Origin of the sequence: uncultured Bradyrhizobium sp., assembly GCF_936928535.1 — a bacterium.
Taxonomy (GTDB): Bacteria; Pseudomonadota; Alphaproteobacteria; order Rhizobiales; family Xanthobacteraceae; genus Bradyrhizobium.
Genome location: NZ_CAKZHY010000075.1, coordinates 1 through 17,869, shown reverse-complemented (window position 1 = coordinate 17,869; position 17,869 = coordinate 1). Strand labels below are relative to the sequence as shown.

The 17,869-nt window shown below is 64.1% G+C and carries 19 protein-coding genes; 9 read left to right on the top strand and 10 right to left on the bottom strand.

The features are described from left to right. Window positions 1–4: 4 nt before the first annotated feature. The gene (locus Q0687_RS11335) at window positions 5–6,022 is read right to left on the bottom strand and encodes a HAMP domain-containing protein (RefSeq protein WP_298876146.1); all 6,018 of its coding nucleotides are present in this window, start codon (window positions 6,020–6,022) and stop codon (window positions 5–7) included. 294 nt (window positions 6,023–6,316) lie between these two features. On the opposite strand from Q0687_RS11335, the gene Q0687_RS11330 reads away from it, so the two are divergent. Then, on the top strand, window positions 6,317–6,607 hold the full coding sequence (locus tag Q0687_RS11330) for a hypothetical protein (protein ID WP_298876143.1): 291 nt from the start codon (window positions 6,317–6,319) through the stop codon (window positions 6,605–6,607). 5 nt (window positions 6,608–6,612) lie between these two features. On the opposite strand, the gene Q0687_RS11325 is transcribed toward Q0687_RS11330, so the two are convergent. Continuing rightward, window positions 6,613–7,125, bottom strand: coding sequence for a DUF4142 domain-containing protein (locus Q0687_RS11325; RefSeq protein WP_298876141.1), 513 nt, complete (start codon window positions 7,123–7,125; stop codon window positions 6,613–6,615). 96 nt (window positions 7,126–7,221) lie between these two features. Between Q0687_RS11325 and Q0687_RS11320 the strand changes: the two genes are divergently transcribed. The 3 genes from Q0687_RS11320 to Q0687_RS11310 all read left to right on the top strand — a co-directional run bounded on the left by Q0687_RS11320 (window position 7,222) and on the right by Q0687_RS11310 (window position 7,957). Then, window positions 7,222–7,416 carry a hypothetical protein gene (locus Q0687_RS11320; RefSeq protein WP_298876138.1) on the top strand — a complete coding sequence of 65 codons (195 nt, stop codon included), beginning with the start codon at window positions 7,222–7,224 and terminating at the stop codon, window positions 7,414–7,416. 119 nt (window positions 7,417–7,535) lie between these two features. Next, window positions 7,536–7,667 carry a hypothetical protein gene (locus tag Q0687_RS11315; protein WP_298876135.1) on the top strand — a complete coding sequence of 44 codons (132 nt, stop codon included), beginning with the start codon at window positions 7,536–7,538 and terminating at the stop codon, window positions 7,665–7,667. 83 nt (window positions 7,668–7,750) lie between these two features. After that, window positions 7,751–7,957, top strand: coding sequence for a hypothetical protein (locus Q0687_RS11310; protein ID WP_298876132.1), 207 nt, complete (start codon window positions 7,751–7,753; stop codon window positions 7,955–7,957). 135 nt (window positions 7,958–8,092) lie between these two features. Here Q0687_RS11310 and Q0687_RS11305 read toward each other — a convergent pair whose 3' ends face one another. Further along, window positions 8,093–8,341, bottom strand: coding sequence for a hypothetical protein (locus Q0687_RS11305; RefSeq protein ID WP_298876129.1), 249 nt, complete (start codon window positions 8,339–8,341; stop codon window positions 8,093–8,095). Between the two features lie 315 nt (window positions 8,342–8,656). Here Q0687_RS11305 and Q0687_RS11300 point away from each other — a divergent pair, with 315 nt between their 5' ends. Next, window positions 8,657–8,851 carry a hypothetical protein gene (locus Q0687_RS11300; RefSeq protein WP_298876125.1) on the top strand — a complete coding sequence of 65 codons (195 nt, stop codon included), beginning with the start codon at window positions 8,657–8,659 and terminating at the stop codon, window positions 8,849–8,851. Between the two features lie 6 nt (window positions 8,852–8,857). Here the strand turns inward: Q0687_RS11300 and Q0687_RS11295 are convergent, their stop codons facing one another. The 7 genes from Q0687_RS11295 to Q0687_RS11265 form a co-directional block, all read right to left on the bottom strand. Beyond that, on the bottom strand, window positions 8,858–9,298 hold the full coding sequence (locus tag Q0687_RS11295) for a hypothetical protein (protein ID WP_298876123.1): 441 nt from the start codon (window positions 9,296–9,298) through the stop codon (window positions 8,858–8,860). Further along, window positions 9,298–9,645 (bottom strand): DUF3147 family protein, encoded by a 348-nt coding sequence (locus tag Q0687_RS11290; RefSeq protein WP_298876120.1) that lies wholly within the window; start codon window positions 9,643–9,645, stop codon window positions 9,298–9,300. The genes Q0687_RS11295 and Q0687_RS11290 overlap by 1 nt, the downstream gene beginning before the upstream one ends. Then, complete coding sequence (locus tag Q0687_RS11285; protein WP_298876117.1) at window positions 9,638–10,225, bottom strand: phosphatase PAP2 family protein; 588 nt, start codon at window positions 10,223–10,225, stop codon at window positions 9,638–9,640. Before Q0687_RS11285 ends, Q0687_RS11290 begins: the two co-directional genes overlap by 8 nt. 72 nt (window positions 10,226–10,297) lie before the next feature. After that, window positions 10,298–11,188: an SDR family oxidoreductase gene (locus tag Q0687_RS11280; protein WP_298876258.1), complete on the bottom strand. Its 891-nt coding sequence runs from the start codon at window positions 11,186–11,188 to the stop codon at window positions 10,298–10,300. Window positions 11,189–11,402: 214 nt separating this feature from the next. After that, window positions 11,403–11,972 carry a DUF4142 domain-containing protein gene (locus Q0687_RS11275; RefSeq protein WP_298876114.1) on the bottom strand — a complete coding sequence of 190 codons (570 nt, stop codon included), beginning with the start codon at window positions 11,970–11,972 and terminating at the stop codon, window positions 11,403–11,405. A gap of 81 nt (window positions 11,973–12,053) precedes the next feature. After that, the gene (locus Q0687_RS11270; RefSeq protein WP_128953211.1) at window positions 12,054–12,281 is read right to left on the bottom strand and encodes a hypothetical protein; all 228 of its coding nucleotides are present in this window, start codon (window positions 12,279–12,281) and stop codon (window positions 12,054–12,056) included. Window positions 12,282–12,289: 8 nt separating this feature from the next. After that, window positions 12,290–14,089 carry a thiamine pyrophosphate-requiring protein gene (locus Q0687_RS11265; protein WP_298876101.1) on the bottom strand — a complete coding sequence of 600 codons (1,800 nt, stop codon included), beginning with the start codon at window positions 14,087–14,089 and terminating at the stop codon, window positions 12,290–12,292. Window positions 14,090–14,225: 136 nt separating this feature from the next. Here Q0687_RS11265 and Q0687_RS11260 point away from each other — a divergent pair, with 136 nt between their 5' ends. The 4 genes from Q0687_RS11260 (at window position 14,226) to Q0687_RS11245 (ending at window position 17,755) form a co-directional block, all read left to right on the top strand. Further along, a complete protein-coding gene (locus Q0687_RS11260; RefSeq protein WP_298876099.1) occupies window positions 14,226–14,600 on the top strand; it encodes a PRC-barrel domain-containing protein in 375 nt (124 codons plus the stop codon). Between the two features lie 28 nt (window positions 14,601–14,628). Continuing rightward, window positions 14,629–14,787, top strand: a complete 159-nt coding sequence (locus Q0687_RS11255; protein WP_298876097.1) for a hypothetical protein — start codon at window positions 14,629–14,631, stop codon at window positions 14,785–14,787. Window positions 14,788–14,987: 200 nt separating this feature from the next. Continuing rightward, entirely contained in the window at window positions 14,988–16,145 is a 1,158-nt protein-coding gene (locus tag Q0687_RS11250; RefSeq protein WP_298876093.1) for an HlyD family secretion protein, read from the top strand. Next, the gene (locus Q0687_RS11245; protein ID WP_298876090.1) at window positions 16,142–17,755 is read left to right on the top strand and encodes a DHA2 family efflux MFS transporter permease subunit; all 1,614 of its coding nucleotides are present in this window, start codon (window positions 16,142–16,144) and stop codon (window positions 17,753–17,755) included. The genes Q0687_RS11250 and Q0687_RS11245 overlap by 4 nt, the downstream gene beginning before the upstream one ends. The last annotated feature ends 114 nt before the right edge of the window (window positions 17,756–17,869 follow it).

The following is a 17,869-nucleotide window of genomic DNA, read 5'->3' as shown; positions in this document are numbered from 1 at the left end:
AAACTCAACGGTGCAGCCACATGCGGATTGCAAGCAGCAATTGATCGGTGTTGACGGGTTTGGCGAGATAATCGGAGGCTCCTGCCTCCAGGCATTTCTCGCGGTCGCCCTTCATCGCCTTCGCTGTCAGCGCGATGATCGGCAGGCGCAGGAAGGCCGGGTTCTCCCGGATCACGCCGATGGTCTGATAGCCATCCATCTGCGGCATCATGATGTCCATCAGCACGATGGCGATTTCGGGGTTGGATTCGACCAGCGTCACTGCCTCGCGCCCGGTGGTCGCCGTCAGCACCTTCATGCCGCGCCGTTCCAGCACGCTCGACAGCGCGAAGATGTTGCGGGCGTCGTCGTCGACCAGCAGCGCGGTCTTGCCGATCAGGTCCTCGTCGGAACTGTTGAGCTTCTCCAGCATGCGCTGCTTCTCGACCGGCAGCTCAGTGATCACGCGGTGCAGGAACAGCGCGGTTTCATCGAGCAGGCGTTCGGGCGATTCCACGCCCTTGACGACGATGCTCCGCGCCATGGTGTGGAGCTCGGCATCTTCCTCCGCCGACAGCTCGCGACCGGTGAACACGACGACCGGGACGTTCAAGAGGGCGTCGTCGCGGCGGATCTGGTCCAGCACCTCGAAGCCGCTCATGTCGGGCAGGCGCAGGTCGAGCACCACGCAATCGCACGGCTGTTCGCGAAGGGTCGAAAGTGCGCCCGCGCCGGTGTCGGTGGTGACGATCTCGATGTCGTCGTGATGCAGCAGCTCGCGGATCGACAGCTGCTCGGCCTCGTTGTCTTCGACGATCAGCAGCCGTTTGCGTCGCGGCCTCGCATATTCCTTGATCTGCGTCAGCGCCGCGGCAACGCCCTCGGTCGTCGTCGGCTTGTTGACGAAGGAGAAGGCGCCGCGTGCCAGCGCGTGCTGGCGGTCCTCGTCGAGCGTGATGATCTGCACCGGGATGTGGCGCGTTAGCGGATTGTGCTTGAGCTGGCTCAGCACCGTCCATCCGAGCATGTCGGGCAGGAACACGTCGAGCGACACGGCGCGCGGTTGATATTGTTTGGCGAGCTCAAGCGCCTCCGCGCCGCGCGCGGCGACCAGAACCTTGAACCCCTTGTCCCGCGCGAGATCGACCAGAATCCGCGCATAATGCGGATCGTCTTCCACGATCAGGAGGATGCTGTCGCCGGGCTCGAGGTTGAGGCGGTCGTCGGGCAATTGCTCGATGACGCGTTCGGGCGCCGCTGTCGCCGGCTGTAGCGCAGGCGCCTGATTGTATTGCTGCCCCGCGGGCGCGCGCGGTGCCAGCGTCGGGCCGGAATATTTCAGCGGCAGATACAGCGTGAAGGTCGAGCCCTTGCCTGGTGCGCTGCGCAGATGGATTTCGCCGCCGAGCAGGCTCGCCAGCTCGCGGCTGATGGCAAGGCCGAGACCGGTGCCGCCGTATTTGCGGCTGGTGCCCGCGTCGGCCTGCTGGAACGCCTCGAAGATCAGCTTCTGCTTCTCCAGGGGGATGCCGATGCCGGTGTCCGAGACCTCGAAGGCGATCACGGCCGGCGCGGAGTTCAGGACCGGGTGATCGGGGCCCCAACCGCCGATCGCGGCGGCGACCTTCAGCCGGACTTCGCCTTCGCCGGTGAACTTGAAGGCGTTGGAGAGCAGGTTCTTCAGCACCTGCTGCAGCCGCTTGGAGTCGGTGACGATGCTGCGTGCAAGGTTCGGGTCGACGTCGATCTTGAACGACAGGCCGCGGTTCTCCGCCTCGTGCCGGAACGGCCGCCCGACCGTCTCGAGCAGGTTCGCGGTGAGGATTTCCTCGGCGTCGACGGTCACCGTTCCCGACTCGATCTTGGACAGATCGAGAATGTCGCTGATGAGGTTGAGCAGGTCGGTGCCGGCGCCGTGGATGGTGCGGGCGAATTCGACCTGCTTGGCGGAGAGGTTGCCGTCCGGATTGTCGGTGAGCTGCTGTCCGAGGATCAGGATCGAGTTCAGCGGCGTGCGCAGCTCGTGGCTCATATTGGCCAGGAATTCCGACTTGTACTTCGAGGTCAGCGCGAGCTCGGTCGCCTTTTCCTCGAGCGCGCGGCGGGCCTGCTCGATTTCCTGGTTCTTGCGCTCGACCTCGACGTTGCGTTCGGCGAGCTGCTGCGCCTTCTGCTCGAGCTGGTCGTTGGTCTGCTGCAATTCGCGCTGCTGGGTCTGGAGCTCGCCGGCGAGCTGCTGCGATTGCTTGAGCAGGCCTTCGGTCTGCATCGTCGCTTCGATCGAATTAAGCACGATGCCGATGGAGTCGGTGAGCTGCTCCAGGAACGTCATCTGCGAGGTCGTGAACGAGGTGAGCGAGGCGAGCTCGATCACCGCTTTGACCTGGCCCTCGAACAGCACCGGCAGCACCACGAGGTTCTTCGGCGCGACGCGCAGCAGCGCCGAGTTGATCGGCACCACGTCGGCGGGAATATCGGAGACCACGCGCGGACGCCGGTCGACGGCGCACTGGCCGATCAGGCCGTCGCCGAATTGCAGCGCGCGCTGATAGGGATAGACGCCGTCGCCGGCATAGGAGGCGAGCAGCAGGAGCTGCGGATTGTCTTCGTTCTCGACCTGGTAGATCACGCCGGTGTGGGCGTTCACCAGCGGCGACAGCTCGGTCAGCAGCAACCGGCCGACGGTTGCGAGATCGCGCTGGCCCTGCAGCATGTTGGTGAACTTGGCGAGGTTGGTCTTGAGCCAGTCCTGCTCGGTGTTCAGCTCCGTCGTCAGACGGAGGTTCGTGATCATCGTGTTGATGTTGTCTTTCAGCTCGGCGAGTTCGCCGCGGGCGTCAACCTGGATCGACGGCGTCAAATCGCCCTTGGTCACTGCGGTCGCCACTTCCGCAATCGCGCGCACCTGCGAGGTGAGGTTGGCCGCCAGAAGGTTGACGTTGCCGGTCAGGTCTTTCCAGGTGCCGGCAGCACCAGGCACGTCGGCCTGACCGCCGAGACGGCCTTCGACGCCGACTTCGCGGGCGACCGACGTCACCTGGTCGGCGAACGTCGCGAGCGTCTCGGTCATGTTGTTGATGGTGTCGGCGAGCGCGGCGACCTCGCCCTTCGACTTCACGGTGAGGTTCTGCTTGAGGTCGCCGTTGGCGACCGCCGTCACCACCTTGACGATGCCGCGGACCTGCTCGGTCAGGTTCGCCGCCATGAAGTTGACGGTGTCGGTGAGGTCCTTCCATGTGCCGGCCACACCAGGCACCTGGGCCTGGCCGCCGAGCTCGCCCTCGGTACCGACCTCGCGCGCCACGCGGGTGACTTCGCCGGCGAAGGCGTTGAGCTGGTCCACCATGGTGTTGATGGTGTTTTTCAGCTCAAGGATTTCACCCTTCACGTCCACGGTGATCTTGCGGGACAAGTCGCCGCGCGCGACGGCCGTGGTGACCTCGGCGATGTTGCGGACCTGCGTAGTCAGGTTCGCGGCCAAGAGATTGACGTTGTCGGTCAGGTCCTTCCAGGTGCCGCCGACGCCGGGCACGACGGCCTGGCCGCCGAGCCGGCCTTCGGTGCCGACCTCGCGCGCCACGCGCGTCACTTCGGCCGCGAACGAGCGAAGCTGCTCCACCATGGTGTTCAGGGTGTCCTTGAGCAGCAGGATCTCGCCGCGCACGTCCACCGTGATCTTCTTCGACAGGTCGCCGCCGGCGATCGCGGTCGCGACCTCGGCGATGTTGCGGACCTGCGCCGTCAGGTTCGACGCCATGAAGTTGACGTTGTCGGTGAGGTCCTTCCATGTGCCGGCGACGCCGGACACTTCGGCCTGACCGCCAAGCTTGCCTTCGGTGCCGACCTCGCGCGCGACGCGCGTGACTTCGCCGGCGAAGGCATTGAGCTGGTCCACCATGGTGTTGATGGTGTTTTTCAGCTCGAGGATTTCGCCCTTCACGTCCACGGTGATTTTTCGCGACAAGTCGCCACGCGCCACGGCTGTGGTGACTTCGGCGATGTTGCGGACCTGGGCGGTGAGGTTGCCCGCCATCGAGTTCACACTGTCCGTCAAATCCTTCCAGGTGCCGGCGACGCCGGGCACGTTGGCCTGACCGCCGAGGCGGCCTTCGGTGCCGACCTCGCGCGCCACGCGCGTCACCTCGCCCGCGAAGCGGTTGAGCTGGTCGACCATCGTGTTGAGCGTGTCCTTCAGCTGAAGGATCTCGCCGCGCACGTCCACTGTGATCTTGCGCGACAGGTCGCCGCCGGCAATCGCAGTGGCGACCTCGGCGATGTTGCGGACCTGGGCGGTGAGGTTGCCCGCCATCGAGTTCACGTTGTCCGTGAGGTCTTTCCAGGTGCCCGCGACGCCCGTCACCTGGGCCTGGCCGCCGAGCTTGCCTTCGGTGCCGACCTCGCGCGCCACGCGCGTGACTTCGCCGGCGAAGGCGTTGAGCTGGTCCACCATGGTGTTGATGGTGTCCTTCAGCTCCAGAATTTCGCCGCGTACGTCCACCGTGATCTTCTTGGACAAGTCGCCGCCGGCGACCGCCGTCGTCACTTCGGCGATGTTGCGGACCTGCGCGGTCAGGTTCGACGCCATCGAGTTGACGCTTTCGGTGAGGTCCTTCCAGGTGCCGGCAACGCCGAGCACATTGGCCTGACCGCCCAATCGTCCTTCGGTGCCGACCTCGCGCGCGACGCGCGTGACTTCGCCGGCGAAGGCGTTCAGCTGGTCGACCATCGTATTGAGCGTCTCCTTCAGCTGAAGGATCTCGCCCGAGACGTTCACCGTGATCTTCTTCGACAAATCGCCGCCCGCGATCGCGGTCGCGACGTCGGCGATGTTGCGGACCTGCGCGGTCAGGTTCGAGGCCATGAAGTTGACGTTGTCGGTGAGGTCCTTCCAGGTGCCGGCGACACCGGGCACCTGGGCCTGGCCGCCGAGCTTGCCTTCGGTGCCGACCTCGCGGGCGACGCGCGTCACTTCCGAGGCGAACGAGTTGAGCTGGTCCACCATGGTGTTGATGGTGTCCTTCAGCTCCAGGATCTCGCCGCGCACGTCCACGGTGATCTTGCGCGAAAGGTCGCCGCGCGCCACGGCGGTCGTCACGTTGGCGATGTTGCGGACTTGTGCGGTCAGGTTGCCGCACATCGCGTTGACGGAGTCGGTCAGGTCCTTCCATGTGCCGGCAACGCCGGGCACGATCGCCTGGCCGCCGAGCTTGCCGTCGGTGCCGACTTCGCGGGCGACGCGCGTCACTTCCGAGGCAAACGAGCGCAGCTGGTCCACCATCGTGTTGATGGCTTCCTTGAGCTGAAGGATTTCGCCGCGCACGTCGACGGTGATCTTCTTGGACAAGTCGCCGTTGGCGACCGCGATCGTCACTTCCGCGATGTTGCGAACCTGGTTGGTCAGGTTGTTCGCCATCGAGTTGACGCTCTCGGTCAAATCCTTCCAGACGCCCGTCACCTCCGGCACCTGGGCCTGGCCGCCGAGCTTGCCCTCGGTGCCGACCTCGCGCGCGACGCGCGTCACTTCGGAGGTGAACACGCCGAGCTGCTTGATCATCGTGTTGACGATGGTCGCCGATTGCAGGAATTCGCCGCGCAGCGGACGGCCGTCGACGTCGAGCTTGACGGTCTGAAGCAGGTCGCCCTGCGCCACGGCCGCCACTGCGCGCGTCACCTCGCGCGTCGGCCAGAGCAGATCGTCGATCAGCGTGTTGACGGAGCCTTCCATATCGGCCCAGGAGCCGGAGGCGAGGCCGAACTTGACGCGCTGACGGGTCTTGCCTTCGCGCCCGACCACCTGGCCGACCAGCTCGAGCTGCTGGGCCATACGCTGGTTGGCCGCGATGATCTCGTTGAAGGTGTCGGCGATCTTGCCGTCGATGCCGAGATAGTCGCCGCTCATGCGCACCGAAAAATCGCCGCTGCGCATCGCCTGGAGCGCAAGCAGCAATTCTTGCCGGGAGTCCGGCTCTGACGTGCCGTTAGGTTTGGGTTTTGGAACGCGACGACCGGAGCGTGATGCAGTTCCGGGATCGAGGTCGCTCATACTGATTCCCCCGCGGCCATCGGCCGAATCCACGGCCTGACGCATCTGGTTAACATAGAGCGTCAGCCAAATTCGAAATCAAGCGCCAAGGTTGCGACGCCCGGAATTGGAACCTGCCATGCTCAGCCCAACGAAGCTAACGACGAAGATTGACGAGAGTTCCATTGAAATAGCTAAAAATTCTCGCGCCTTAGTGGGGCGTCGGAATGTTCCAATCGCGAAACCCGCGGCCGGCGGCTTAGGAACGCCCGGACAGGTTCTGAGGTTAGCCCTGCAAACACAGGGAGAGCGCATATGAAAGCCGGATTGGTCGTCCTCATCGCCGCATTATTCGCGAGCGGATCTGCGCTGGCGCAGGCTGGCGCGCCCAGCGGGCGCGGTGCGATGACCGGAGATCCAGCCGCCAGTTCCGCCACGCCGCGTGCGGGTTCGCAGACCACGGGGACGGCGTCGAACCCCAGTGGCAGCGGCACCTCGACCTCGGGCGGCAAGGATGCCAATGGCGACGCCGGCCGGGACAACATGCCCGACAGCAATCGCACTGTGCGCCCAATGGATCAGCAACATCATCCGCAGGACAAGTAGGTCCGCTACTTGTCGGCCATGGTACGCTCGGCGTTCTCCAACTGGGCGCGGAGCAGGGGGAGCTGCTCGCGTGCGAAGGCCGCGAGCGCGGGGTTGTCAGGAGTCCTCAGATAACGCTCGAGCAGGGTGATCGTGGTCTCGTATTCAGGGATCTGGGCGGCGTAGAACGTTCTCACATAGGCCGGCCCCTCGGAATCATCGGGTTTTGCGAGGCTGATGCCTGAAGACGCCGCCTTGCTCACGCGCGGCTCGGCACCGATCGTATCCTGAATTGCCTTCAGCGCCTTGTCGCGCTGGGCCGCCTCTTCGGCACGAAGTGCGGCGAGGTTCTTGACCTCCGCATTACCCTTGAGGTCGGTACTCTCCAACAGACCTTGCTGGAAGCGGCTGAACGTGTAGAGGCCAGTGATGACGTCGGTCGCATCAGGCGCACGATCTGCGCGCATCTGCTCGCCGGTGCTGTCGGCAAGGGCCGCGGTGCTGATGAAGGCCAGGATGATCGCGACAAATATCCGCATCCTCATCCAATGACCTGTAGGGTGCAAAGTTCCCCCTGATGTTACGATCCCGTAAGGGCGGTTGCAGGCGAGGGGTTCCGTACCCACGTCTAGATCATGAAACAGTCTGACATCTTCAGGGACAACGCTGAGAACTGCCAGCAATTGGCCGAGCGATCGGAAGGGCGTCCCGCCTATAATCGCTACTCCCGCATGGCGGATGCCTGGACGGCTTTGGCGAAAGAGCAGGACTGGCTCGATGGCGAAATCGCGCCCGTTAGGGTCAGTGGCCTGAATCGCCAGGGCGCCTGACAGCTCTGTTTTTTGTGGATCTGCGTGTGATGCTGCTCACGGAATAAGCTGCAGCAATCGACAATCATCCAGGAATGGTCGGCCGCATTGATTTTCAGATTCCAGAAGGAGGTTTTGCAATGGCTCCACGTCTGGCACTTCTCTCGCTCATTCTCGCCTTTGGCGTTTCGGTCGCGTTTGCGACCGTGACGACGGTTCGGCAGGTCCATCAGGAAAATGCATCCGTGACGGTGCACGCGGCGCACAGCTAGCACTGCGGGCCTCTCGCTCTTAGGAACATTCGATGCATGGAAGCGTAAGCGCTTCGAGGCATCGGAAGAAGCGAGAGGACATCATGGCACACTCCGACCACGGTATCGTCAAGGACAAGCGCGCGGAGGATCAGCCGCGCGACAAGCACCGTGCGCAGACCGTGCACAAGACAGATCAAGCCGGTTCGCCGTCGCGCGAGGCGACGCGCGATCCCGCGCTCAACGACAACAGCAAGACGCCGGGCTCGGGCATGACGCCGGATGATTCCGGCGCTGCTCCGAGCGGCTGACGCCGCTGGGAACGAATCTTCTGACGAAGAGTCGACTGATTGCTTCCGGTGACATGCCCCCGGTGCTCCGGAAGCAATCTCCAAGGACGGCCCTGGCACCCACCGTGCCGGGGTCGTTTTGCTTTCCGGCTGTGATCAGTCGTCGCTGCCGCTTTCGGAGTCGCTCTGACTGTGTCCATCCGGCCCACGGCCAAATACGCCGAAGCTGCTCGATTTGACCCCGGGAATCGCATCAACGCCCACAGCCGCCAGCCCCAACTTGAGAAGGTCGCGGACGGCTGCCGCACGCGTCGGCATCCGGTGCTTGAACCGGAAATCGTCAACCGCGGCCAGCTCTTCCGGAGAAAGCATGACCTGAAGACGCTCTGCGCGAAGGTCATTCATCGTCGACCACACAAATTGATGAGTTTGAGTAGCTTACTCAACGGGCGAGGTTGGCGCGAGTTCCATAAGAGTCGGTAAACTCCTCAAATGAGTAGAAATGCCCAGCAAAATCAATAAGTTATTATTGAAACGACTTGGACTCTGGCGCATTCTCCTTGGAAGGGAGGTGGGCCATGACAGATGACGTCAGGTTACCCCGCAAGCTTTCCGACGAGCCCGAAGGACCAAAGCCGGTGCGTCCGAGCCACCAGAAGGTAATCGAGCAAGTCGAGCGCTGGGCCAATAGTCCCGGCCTGCAGCCACCGAGGAGAGATGATGCGAAAACGATCTGAACCGCACACATTCGAACAGCGCCTGGATGCGCAGAGGCTGCGACTGGAGCATGAGCTGTCGCGGTTGCCGGATGGTCGCGAGCGTGACTCCGTCGCGGCCCGCATCGAACAGCTCCAGACGGCGGCTGCGATGCACGATTTCCTGATGCCACGGGAAGCGGCGGCGGCTTCGCGCTGATCGCCCTCAGCGCTTGGCCTGTGCGGTGATGCGAAGCTTTCGCCTCAGCCACCACGCAGTCACCGAGACGGCAGTCCATACCAGGATAGCGGCCGCGAATGCCCCCATCACGCTCGTCGCAACGAGGGCGTAGAAGGTGGCGGCAAACGCCGCCAGACCCACGCTTCCAAGGCCAGCCCCCGCAGCATCGAGAGCCGCGGCCTGCTGGCCGCGTCGTCGCCCGGCAAGGCCGGCCTTCTCTTTCGCGCGACGCTCGTGGCTCTCGATCAGCGTCGCGCTGGCGCAGAAGATGGCAGGGATCGCGAGGAAGAGCCCGCCGATGGCGACGCCAAAGCGTGCGCTTACGAGGCCGGTGAAAACTGTCGCCAATCCGCCGAGCACAAAGCGAACGCCGTATTCGTACCAGCGCGTTTGCTTGAGGGCGGACGATGATAGCTTGACCAGCATCAGGCGGCACCTCCGAAACCGGCGAGAAGCGCAAAGGCAACCGCAAGCCATACGACGGAAGCCATGATGGTGGCCGGCAACGCCCCGCAACGATATCGCATCAGAAGCTGGCAGACCGCGACGCTGTAGCAGGCGAGGGCCGCCGCGCCGTAGATCATTGTCCAGCTTTCCGCTGCAGCATATCGCGGGCCGTGTTGAACGACGGCGATGCTCAGCGTCGCCAACGCCACTGACGGCGCGGCGCCGAGCAGGCCCCCAAAGCTTTTGGGCCGCAACATGTCGCCGAGGATTGCGAAGGCGGATACGATCACACCGCCGGCGATGAAGCGGATGGCGTACTCAGTCATGACCGCGCTCGGCTTTTCCAGGTTGGGCGCTCCACCTTGCGAGCGTCCACGGTCGCAGCATCCGCTCGATGACGATGCCCAATGTGAAGCCCGCGACCACATCGCTGGCCCAATGCGCAAGCAGAGCGATGCGCGTCAGCGAGAGCCCGACGGCAACGCCGCGCACGAGACGGCGCCGGGGCGGCGGCAACAGGCTCGCCGCGGACGCCAGCGCGCCCATATGCACAGCATGGCCGGACGGAAAGGCATCGCGCGCCTGTCCCGAAAACGGGACGCCGCGGCGATGGCCTTGCACCGTCAGCCGATCCGGCCTCACCTGATCGAATGCGGATTTCAGGACGTGCGGAAGCAACGCAGTCACCAGCGACACCGCGAGGATATGGTTGGCGACACGGCGCTCGTCGGCAGGTCGCCTTCTGGCGTAGAGCCACCCGGCAGCAGCGAGGGCGAGCAGCACATGCTCGTCCGCGCCCCAGGTCAACGCTTCGGCAGTCTCCTCGAGCTTCGGGTTGGTGTGCTCCGCGATTCCATCCGAGATCGCGATATCGATCCGCGTGGGTTTGACTGTTACAGGCGCCATTGATCCAGGCTTGGCGAAAGGTTCTTCATGACGTTTTTGTAAAGCCTGACGTCGATGATCGTTCCTGAGCCGCTACGGTTGGCCCGATCCACCGGCAGAGCCATAGACCTGGCCGGTCGCATAACTGGCATCGGCCGCAGCTAGCTGCACGTAGATCGAGGCCAGTTCGACGGGCTGGCCAGGGCGACCAAGCGGGGTCATGCCGCCGAACTTTTCGAGCTTCTCCATCGTCGCGCCGCCGGAGACCTGGAGCGGCGTCCAGATCGGTCCCGGCGCAACGCCGTTGACGCGAATGCCCTTCGAAGCGAGCTGCTTGGCCAGCGACTTCACGTAGTTCATCGTCGCCGCCTTCGTCTGCGCGTAGTCGTAGAGATCCGGTGAGGGATCGTAAGCTTGCTCGGATGTCGTGCCGATGAGACAGGAGCCGGGCTTGAGATGCGGCAGCGCCGCCTTGATGATCCAGAACGGCGCGTAGATATTTGTCTTCATGGTCGCGTCGAAATCCTCCGACGAGACGTCGAGAATGGAGGCACGTGCCTGCTGACGCGCCGCGTTGTTGACGATGATGTCGAGACCGCCAAGGCCCTGCACCGCCTGTTCGACCAGCTTCTTGCAAAAATCTTCATCCTTGAGGTCGCCGGGCAGCGCGAGGGCGGTGCGCCCCTCCTTCTTGATCAATGCGATCACCTCCTGCGCGTCCGGCTCCTCCGCAGGCAGATAGTTGATGGCGACGTCGGCGCCTTCGCGCGCATAGGCGATCGCCGCCGCCCGGCCCATGCCGGAATCGCCACCGGTGATCAGAGCCTTGCGGCCTTTGAGGCGGCCCGAGCCCTTGTAACTGCTCTCGCCGTGATCCGGCTTGGGCTCCATCTTGCCGGCAAGGCCGGGCCAGGGCTGCGATTGCTTCTTGAATGGCGGCTTTGGATAGCGGGTGACGGGATCGATCAGGTCTTGCTCGGCCATATCGGTGCTTCCTTTCGCTGTCGTCGATGCCAGCGAGGCCGCGGCAAGCGTGGCGCTTGCGGCGTGGACGATTTGCCGGCGGGACAATGAGGTCTTGTGGTGCTGGGGCATGCTGCTCTCCGCGATGTTGCAGTCCAATGCGCGGAGATCAGGGTCGTTGCTAAAATGTCGAGGACGCCGGTCAGAACGGCGTCCTCGATGAGCGTTCAAGAGATTACCTGGATTGACCGACGCTTGGCGCCTTGCCAAGCTCCTTGGCCATGTCGAGGTGATGCTTGAGCGCCGGTAGCGTCTTGCCGGCCCAATCCTTCAATGCCGAATTGTCACCACCCTTGGCATAGCGTTCGAACAGGGACACGGCGTCCTCGTGTGCGCTGACCTGGTAGGAATTGTAGTCGGAGCTGAAGTCCTTTCCGGTCGCGCTCTTCAACTTGTCGAGCTTGCTCTGGTGCGAGCTGTCGAGCGCGGTCGGCAACGTTGCCTGCACCTTGCCGTCGTTGACGAGGCCCTTCAGCTCGCCGCTGGTCTTGGTGTGGTCCGTGATCATCTGCTGCGCGAAAGTCTTTTCCTGCGCATTGCCCTTCTGCTCGGCGAGCTTGCTCGACTCGATCTCGAACATGTCGCTGACGGCGACCTCCTTGACGAAATCGGCGGTCGCAGGCGCAACGCCGAGCGCCGAATTGACGCCGGTCTTCTCGCCAAGCGACTGGGCAAGAGCTGGGCCTGCGACAAGAGCTGGGCCTGCAAGGAGCACGCAGGCAAACGCGATGACGGTACGTTTCATGGTTCGGTCCCTCTGATTGGCCACGCGGCTCCTGCCGCGTCGGTCTTTGCGGCGATCAACACGGCTTCTGGACCGAGGTTCCTAATCGGTCGGGTGACGGCCAGTGCGGGGATTGATCGGATCGGTCGGCTTCCGCCGCAATCGTTCCGGCAGGAACGGCTCGGACGGCGAGGCCGACGGTTCGGCTCTCACGTCGGCATGGCGCTGCGCCCGCTCGTGCGGCGTCTGGTTGGTGTTGATCTGGCGCTTCACGTCGACGCCGTCGACGGGATCGTTGACGCCATGCTGAATGTCGCGAAAGTCACTCATGAGTCACCTCATTGCTTTCCAGGCAGGATCTTTTCGAGCACCTGCCGCGCGGCCCCCTCGATCACGCCTCTTTCGTTGGGATCACCTTTCATCAAGGCGAGCGAGAAGTTCTTTGCCTGCTGCAAGGTGATGTGCGGTGGCAGCGGCGGCACCTCGGGATCGGTCTTCACCTCCAGGACGACGGGCTTCTCGCTTGCCAGCGCCTGCTCCCAGGCCGAGCCGAGGAGTTGCGGGCTGTCGACGAAGATGCCGGTGAGGCCGATCATCTCGGCGAAGCGCGAGTAGGGCACGTCGGGAATGCGTTGGGAGGCCTCGAACTTGGGATCGCCATTGATGATGCGCTGCTCCCAGGTGACCTGGTTCAGATCCTCGTTGTTGAAGACGCAGACGACGAAGCGCGGATCGCGCCAGGATCGCCAGTACTTGGCGGCCGTGATCAGCTCGGCCATGTTGTTCATCTGCATGGCGCCGTCGCCGACCAGTGCGATCACGGGCCGGTCGGGATGGGCGTATTTCGCAGCGAGCGCGTAAGGCACGGCGGCGCCCATCGAGGCGAGACCGCCCGAGAGCGAGGCCGTCATGCCGCGCCGGATCTTGAGATCGCGCGCAAACCAGTTGGCGCAGGAGCCCGAGTCGCTGGTGATGATGGCGCGCTCGGGCAGGCGCGGCGACAGTTCCCAGGCGACGAGCTGCGGGTTGATCGGTGCAGCGGGCTGATGCGCGCGACCGTCCAACGTCTTCCACCATTTGGCGACGTTGTCCTCGATCCCCTGGCGCCAGGCGCCGTCGCTCTTGGGGGCGAGCCGCGGCAGCAGGCTCCGCAACGTCTCGGCGGCATCGCCGACCAGGCCGACTTCCATGGGAAAGCGGATCGATGTCATGCCGGCATCGATGTCGATCTGCACGCCGCGCGCAGCCCCTTCCTTCGGCAGGAATTCGGCGTAAGGAAACGCCGATCCGACCATCAGCAGCGTGTCGCATTCCATCATCATGTCGTAGCTGGGCTCGGTGCCGAGCAGGCCGATCGAGCCCGTTACCCATGGCAGGTCGTCGGGCAGCGCCGCCTTGCCGAGAAGCGCCTTGGCGCAGCCGGCGGACAGGCGGTCGGCGACTGCGATCACTTCGTCGGTGGCGTGCAGTGCGCCGGCACCGATCAGCATCGCGACCTTCTTGCCGGCATTGAGCACCTCGGCGGCACGATCGAGCTCGGCCTCGTGCGGCACGATGCGCGGAGCTGTGTAGCCGACGCCGGAATGCAAGGTCCCGTGCGCACGGGGCGGGCCGTCGTAAACCTCCTCCTGGAGGTCGTTGGGCAGGATGATGGCCGTTGGGGCCCGGCGCGCGAGCGCGATCCGCACCGCGCGGTCGATCAGATGCCGCACTTGGGCGGAGGAGGAGGCCTGCGCGACATAAGCGCCGGCAACGTCCTTGAACATCGAGACCAGGTCGAGTTCCTGCTGATAACTCCCGCCCAATGCGTTTCGCGCCTGCTGACCGACAATCGCCAGAACCGGCTGGTGATCGAGCAGCGCGTCGTAGAGGCCGGTGACGAGATGCGAAGCGCCAGGGCCCGACGTCGCAATGCAGACGCCAAGCTCGCCGGAAAATTTCGCATAGGCTGACGCCATGAATGCCGCCATCTCCTCGTGGCGGGCCTGCACGAAGCCGATCCTGGTCTCGGCTTTGGCCTCGGCGCGGTTCAGTGCGCCGAACACGCCGTTGATGCCATCGCCTGGGTAACCGAAAATGTGACGCACGCCCCATTGATGCAGACGCTGGACGATGAAGTCGGAGACGGTCTGAGACATCGTGGGCGGCTCCCGGTTTCCTTGCGCTGGAAAATCAAGAACAGCGCGCTTTCGGCGATGTTCCTGTCTGGTGCCGTCTGGAACGATCACCCGTTCACGCAAGTTGATCCGCACATTGGCTGAGTGGAGAACCAACATGTTGAATCAGGGCGAGCTGGATCGCAGCGAGATGGGCCGGTTGATCGGCAGCGACAAGGTCGAGGGAACATCGGTCTACGGCGCCGACCGCAACCGGATCGGTTCGATCGAACGCGTGATGATCGACAAGGTCAGCGGCAAGGTGTCCTACGCCGTGCTTGGCTTCGGCGGATTCTTGGGATTGGGCAATGATCACTATCCCTTGCCCTGGCAGTCGCTGAAATACGACACCGAGCTTGGCGGCTATGTCACCGGGATCACCGCCAAGGCGCTCGAAGGCGCGCCGAAATACGGTGAGCGCGGCGACTGGAACTGGGGTGATGACGCCGCGATGCGCGGCATCGATGCCTATTACCGCGTTCCGTTCGCTTGAACCCTCAACGCAGACGAAGGGAGACCCGATGAGCAAGGAAAAGCCCACCGACGATCCCCGGCGGCAGAACGACTGGGGATCGCACGCCCAGACGGATAAGCCCTGGAAGGGCAATCCGGAGAAGGAGCAGAAGTCCGGCGACAAAAAGCCGGACCTGGAGAAATGGCACGAGACCAACACGCACTGACCGAGTGCGCAGGCCTTTGCTGAACCGCGGCGGGAACAGGGTCGCGCTTCTTTTCTGTGCAATGCATTCACGAATAACGGCGGTACTCCCGCGCGCCGGAACCCTGCGTCGGGGCTCCGGTTAGGCTTCCGGCGAGTGCGCATGTCAATGCGCAGGGCCAAGCCGGTCGCCAAGCCAAAACCCCGAACGAGGTGTTCGCAGTGGATGCTCAAACCCGGGAGCGTGGGCCGTCCGCGGAGCAACCGCAGAAGGTGGAAGCTCCAAAGAATTCGCCCGATGCCAGGCACGACGGCAAGGCGCAGCCCGCCAGCCCGGACAAAACTCCGACGCTGCGCGAGCGCATCGCCGAGCACTGGCTGCTCGCGACCGTCGCCGCCATCGTGCTGATCGCAGCTCTGGTCGGCGGTCTGCTCTACTGGCTTCAAGTCCGGCATTACGAATCCACGGACGACGCCTTCGTCGCCGCCCGCAGCTTCTCCGTGGCCTCGAAGGTCGGCGGCTACGTGACTGACATCCCGGTGACGGACAACCAGCACGTCAACGCCGGCGACGTGCTCGCCAGGATCGACGAGCGCGACTATCGCATCGCCGTTGATCAGGCCGCAGCGCAGGTCGAGGTCTCCAAGGCCAACATCAGCAATGTCGCGGCGCAAATCGATTCCCAGCAAGAGCAGATCAAGCAGGCCCAGGCGCAGCTCGAGCAGGCGCAGGCCCAGCTCCAGTTCTCGCAGGAAGAGTTTAACCGCGCGCAGGATCTGGTCGAGAAGGGCGCCGGCACCGTGCAGCGCCAGCAGCAGACCCGCTCCGACCTCCAGGCCCAGCAGGCCAACACCGAGCGCGCCAAGACCGCCGTGACGGCTGCGCAGGTCGGTATCAAGACGCTGCAAGCCCAGCTCGAAGGCGCCAAGGCACAGCTTCAGCAGTCGCAGGCGCAGCTGGATCAAGCCAGGCTGAATCTTCAATACACCAACGTCGTCGCGGCGCAGTCGGGCCGCATCGTCAAGCTCTCCGGCGCCAAGGGCACGTTCGTCACCGCAGGGCAGAGCCTGATGATGTTCGTCCCTGACGACGTCTGGATCGTCGCCAATTACAAGGAGACGCAGCTCGCCGACATGCGGCCGGGACAGCCGGTCGAGATCCGGATCGATGCCTATCCCGGGCGCAAGCTGATCGGCCATGTCGATTCCGTCCAGCCGGGCTCCGGCACGGCCTTCAGCCTGCTGCCGGCGGAGAACGCCACCGGCAACTACGTCAAGGTGGTGCAGCGCGTGCCGGTGAAGATCGTGGTCGACAATTGGCCGGCTGATCTGCCCGTCGGTCCCGGCATGTCGGTCGTGCCGTGGACCAAGGTGCGATGACTGATACCACGCAAGACGGCGCCGGAGGCTGGTCGCCGGAGCGCTCCGCGGCCGGCGGGCATAATCCCTATCTCATCGCTTTCGTGGTCTCGATCGCGACCTTCATGGAGGTGCTCGACACCACCATCGCCAATGTCGCTTTGCGCCACATCGCCGGCGGTCTTGCCGTCGGCATCGACGAGAGCACCTACGTCATCACCAGCTATCTCGTCGCCAACGCCATCGTGCTGTCGATCTCGGGCTGGCTGTCGACCGTGATCGGCCGCAAGCGCTTCTACATGATGTGCGTGGCGACGTTTACGCTGGCCTCGCTGCTGTGCGGCTTCGCCTGGAATCTGCAAACGCTGGTGCTGTTCCGCATCCTGCAGGGGCTCGGCGGCGGCGGCATGGCGACCAGCGAGCAGGCGATCCTCGCCGATTCCTTTCCGCCGGCGAAGCGGGGACAGGCCTTTGCCATCTACGGTGTCGCGGTGGTCGTCGCGCCGGTGATCGGCCCGACGCTCGGCGGCTGGATCACTGATACCTACACATGGCACTGGGTGTTCCTGATCAACGTGCCAATGGGACTGCTTTCGCTGTTTCTGGTCGGCACGCTGGTCAAGGAGCCGTCGGGCGCGGAGGAGGAGCGGGAGAAGCTGCTGAGCAAGGGCCTGCGCGTCGACTACATCGGATTCCTGCTCGTCGCGATCGGGCTCGGCTCGCTCGAATACGTCCTCGATGAAGGCCAGCGCAACGACTGGTTCGGCTCTAACATCATCATCGTCTTCGCGGTGCTGTCGGCCGCCTCGCTGCTCGCGCTGATCCCGTGGGAGCTGACGCGCGAGGATCCGATCGTCGATCTGCGGCTGCTCGGTCGCAGGCAGTTTGCGGCGTGCTTCCTCGTGATGCTGGGCACCGGTGCGGTGCTGATCTCGACGACGCAGATATTGCCGCAATTGCTCCAGACCGATCTGAACTACACAGCCTTGCTGGCGGGTCTCGCTCTGTCGCCGGGTGGTGTTGCGACACTGATGTTGATGCCCGTGGTCGGACGCCTCGTCAGCACGGTGCAGCCGAAATATCTCATCATGATGGGCGCAACCATTGTCGCGCTGTCGATGTGGCATCTGACCGGAATCAACGGCGATATCACCTACGGCTATGCCGCGCTCTCGCGCATCTTCCTGGCGATGGGTCTTCCGTTCCTGTTCCTGCCGGTGACGACTGCTTCGTACGACGGCGTGCCACCCGACAAGACCAACCAGGCCTCCGCGCTGATCAACGTCGCCCGCAATATCGGTGGTTCCATGGGTGTCGCACTGGCGCAGACGGTTCTGGCGCAGCGCCAGCAATTCCATCAGAGCCGCCTGATCGAGCACGCCGCGCCATCCGACCTCGGCTACCAGCAGACCATCGACGCGATGACGCGCTACTTCCAGGCCCAGGGCTCGAATGCGAGCGATGCGGCGTCCCAGGCGGTCGCCTGGGTCGGAAAGACCCTGCAGCAGCAGGTCGACTTCCTCGCCTATATCGATGTGTTCTGGACTCTTGCGATCATCGCCGTGCTGATGATTCCGACCGCGGCCGTGCTCCGCCCCATCAATCTCGGCGCGCCGGCGCGGGGGCATTGAACGGGACGATCCGTCACCCTGAGGTGCTCGCCTTACGGCGCGACAGCGCCGTAAGGCGAGCCTCGAAGGGCGACGGCCCGGCTGCATCTCGGCCGTTCATCCTTCGAGGCTCCC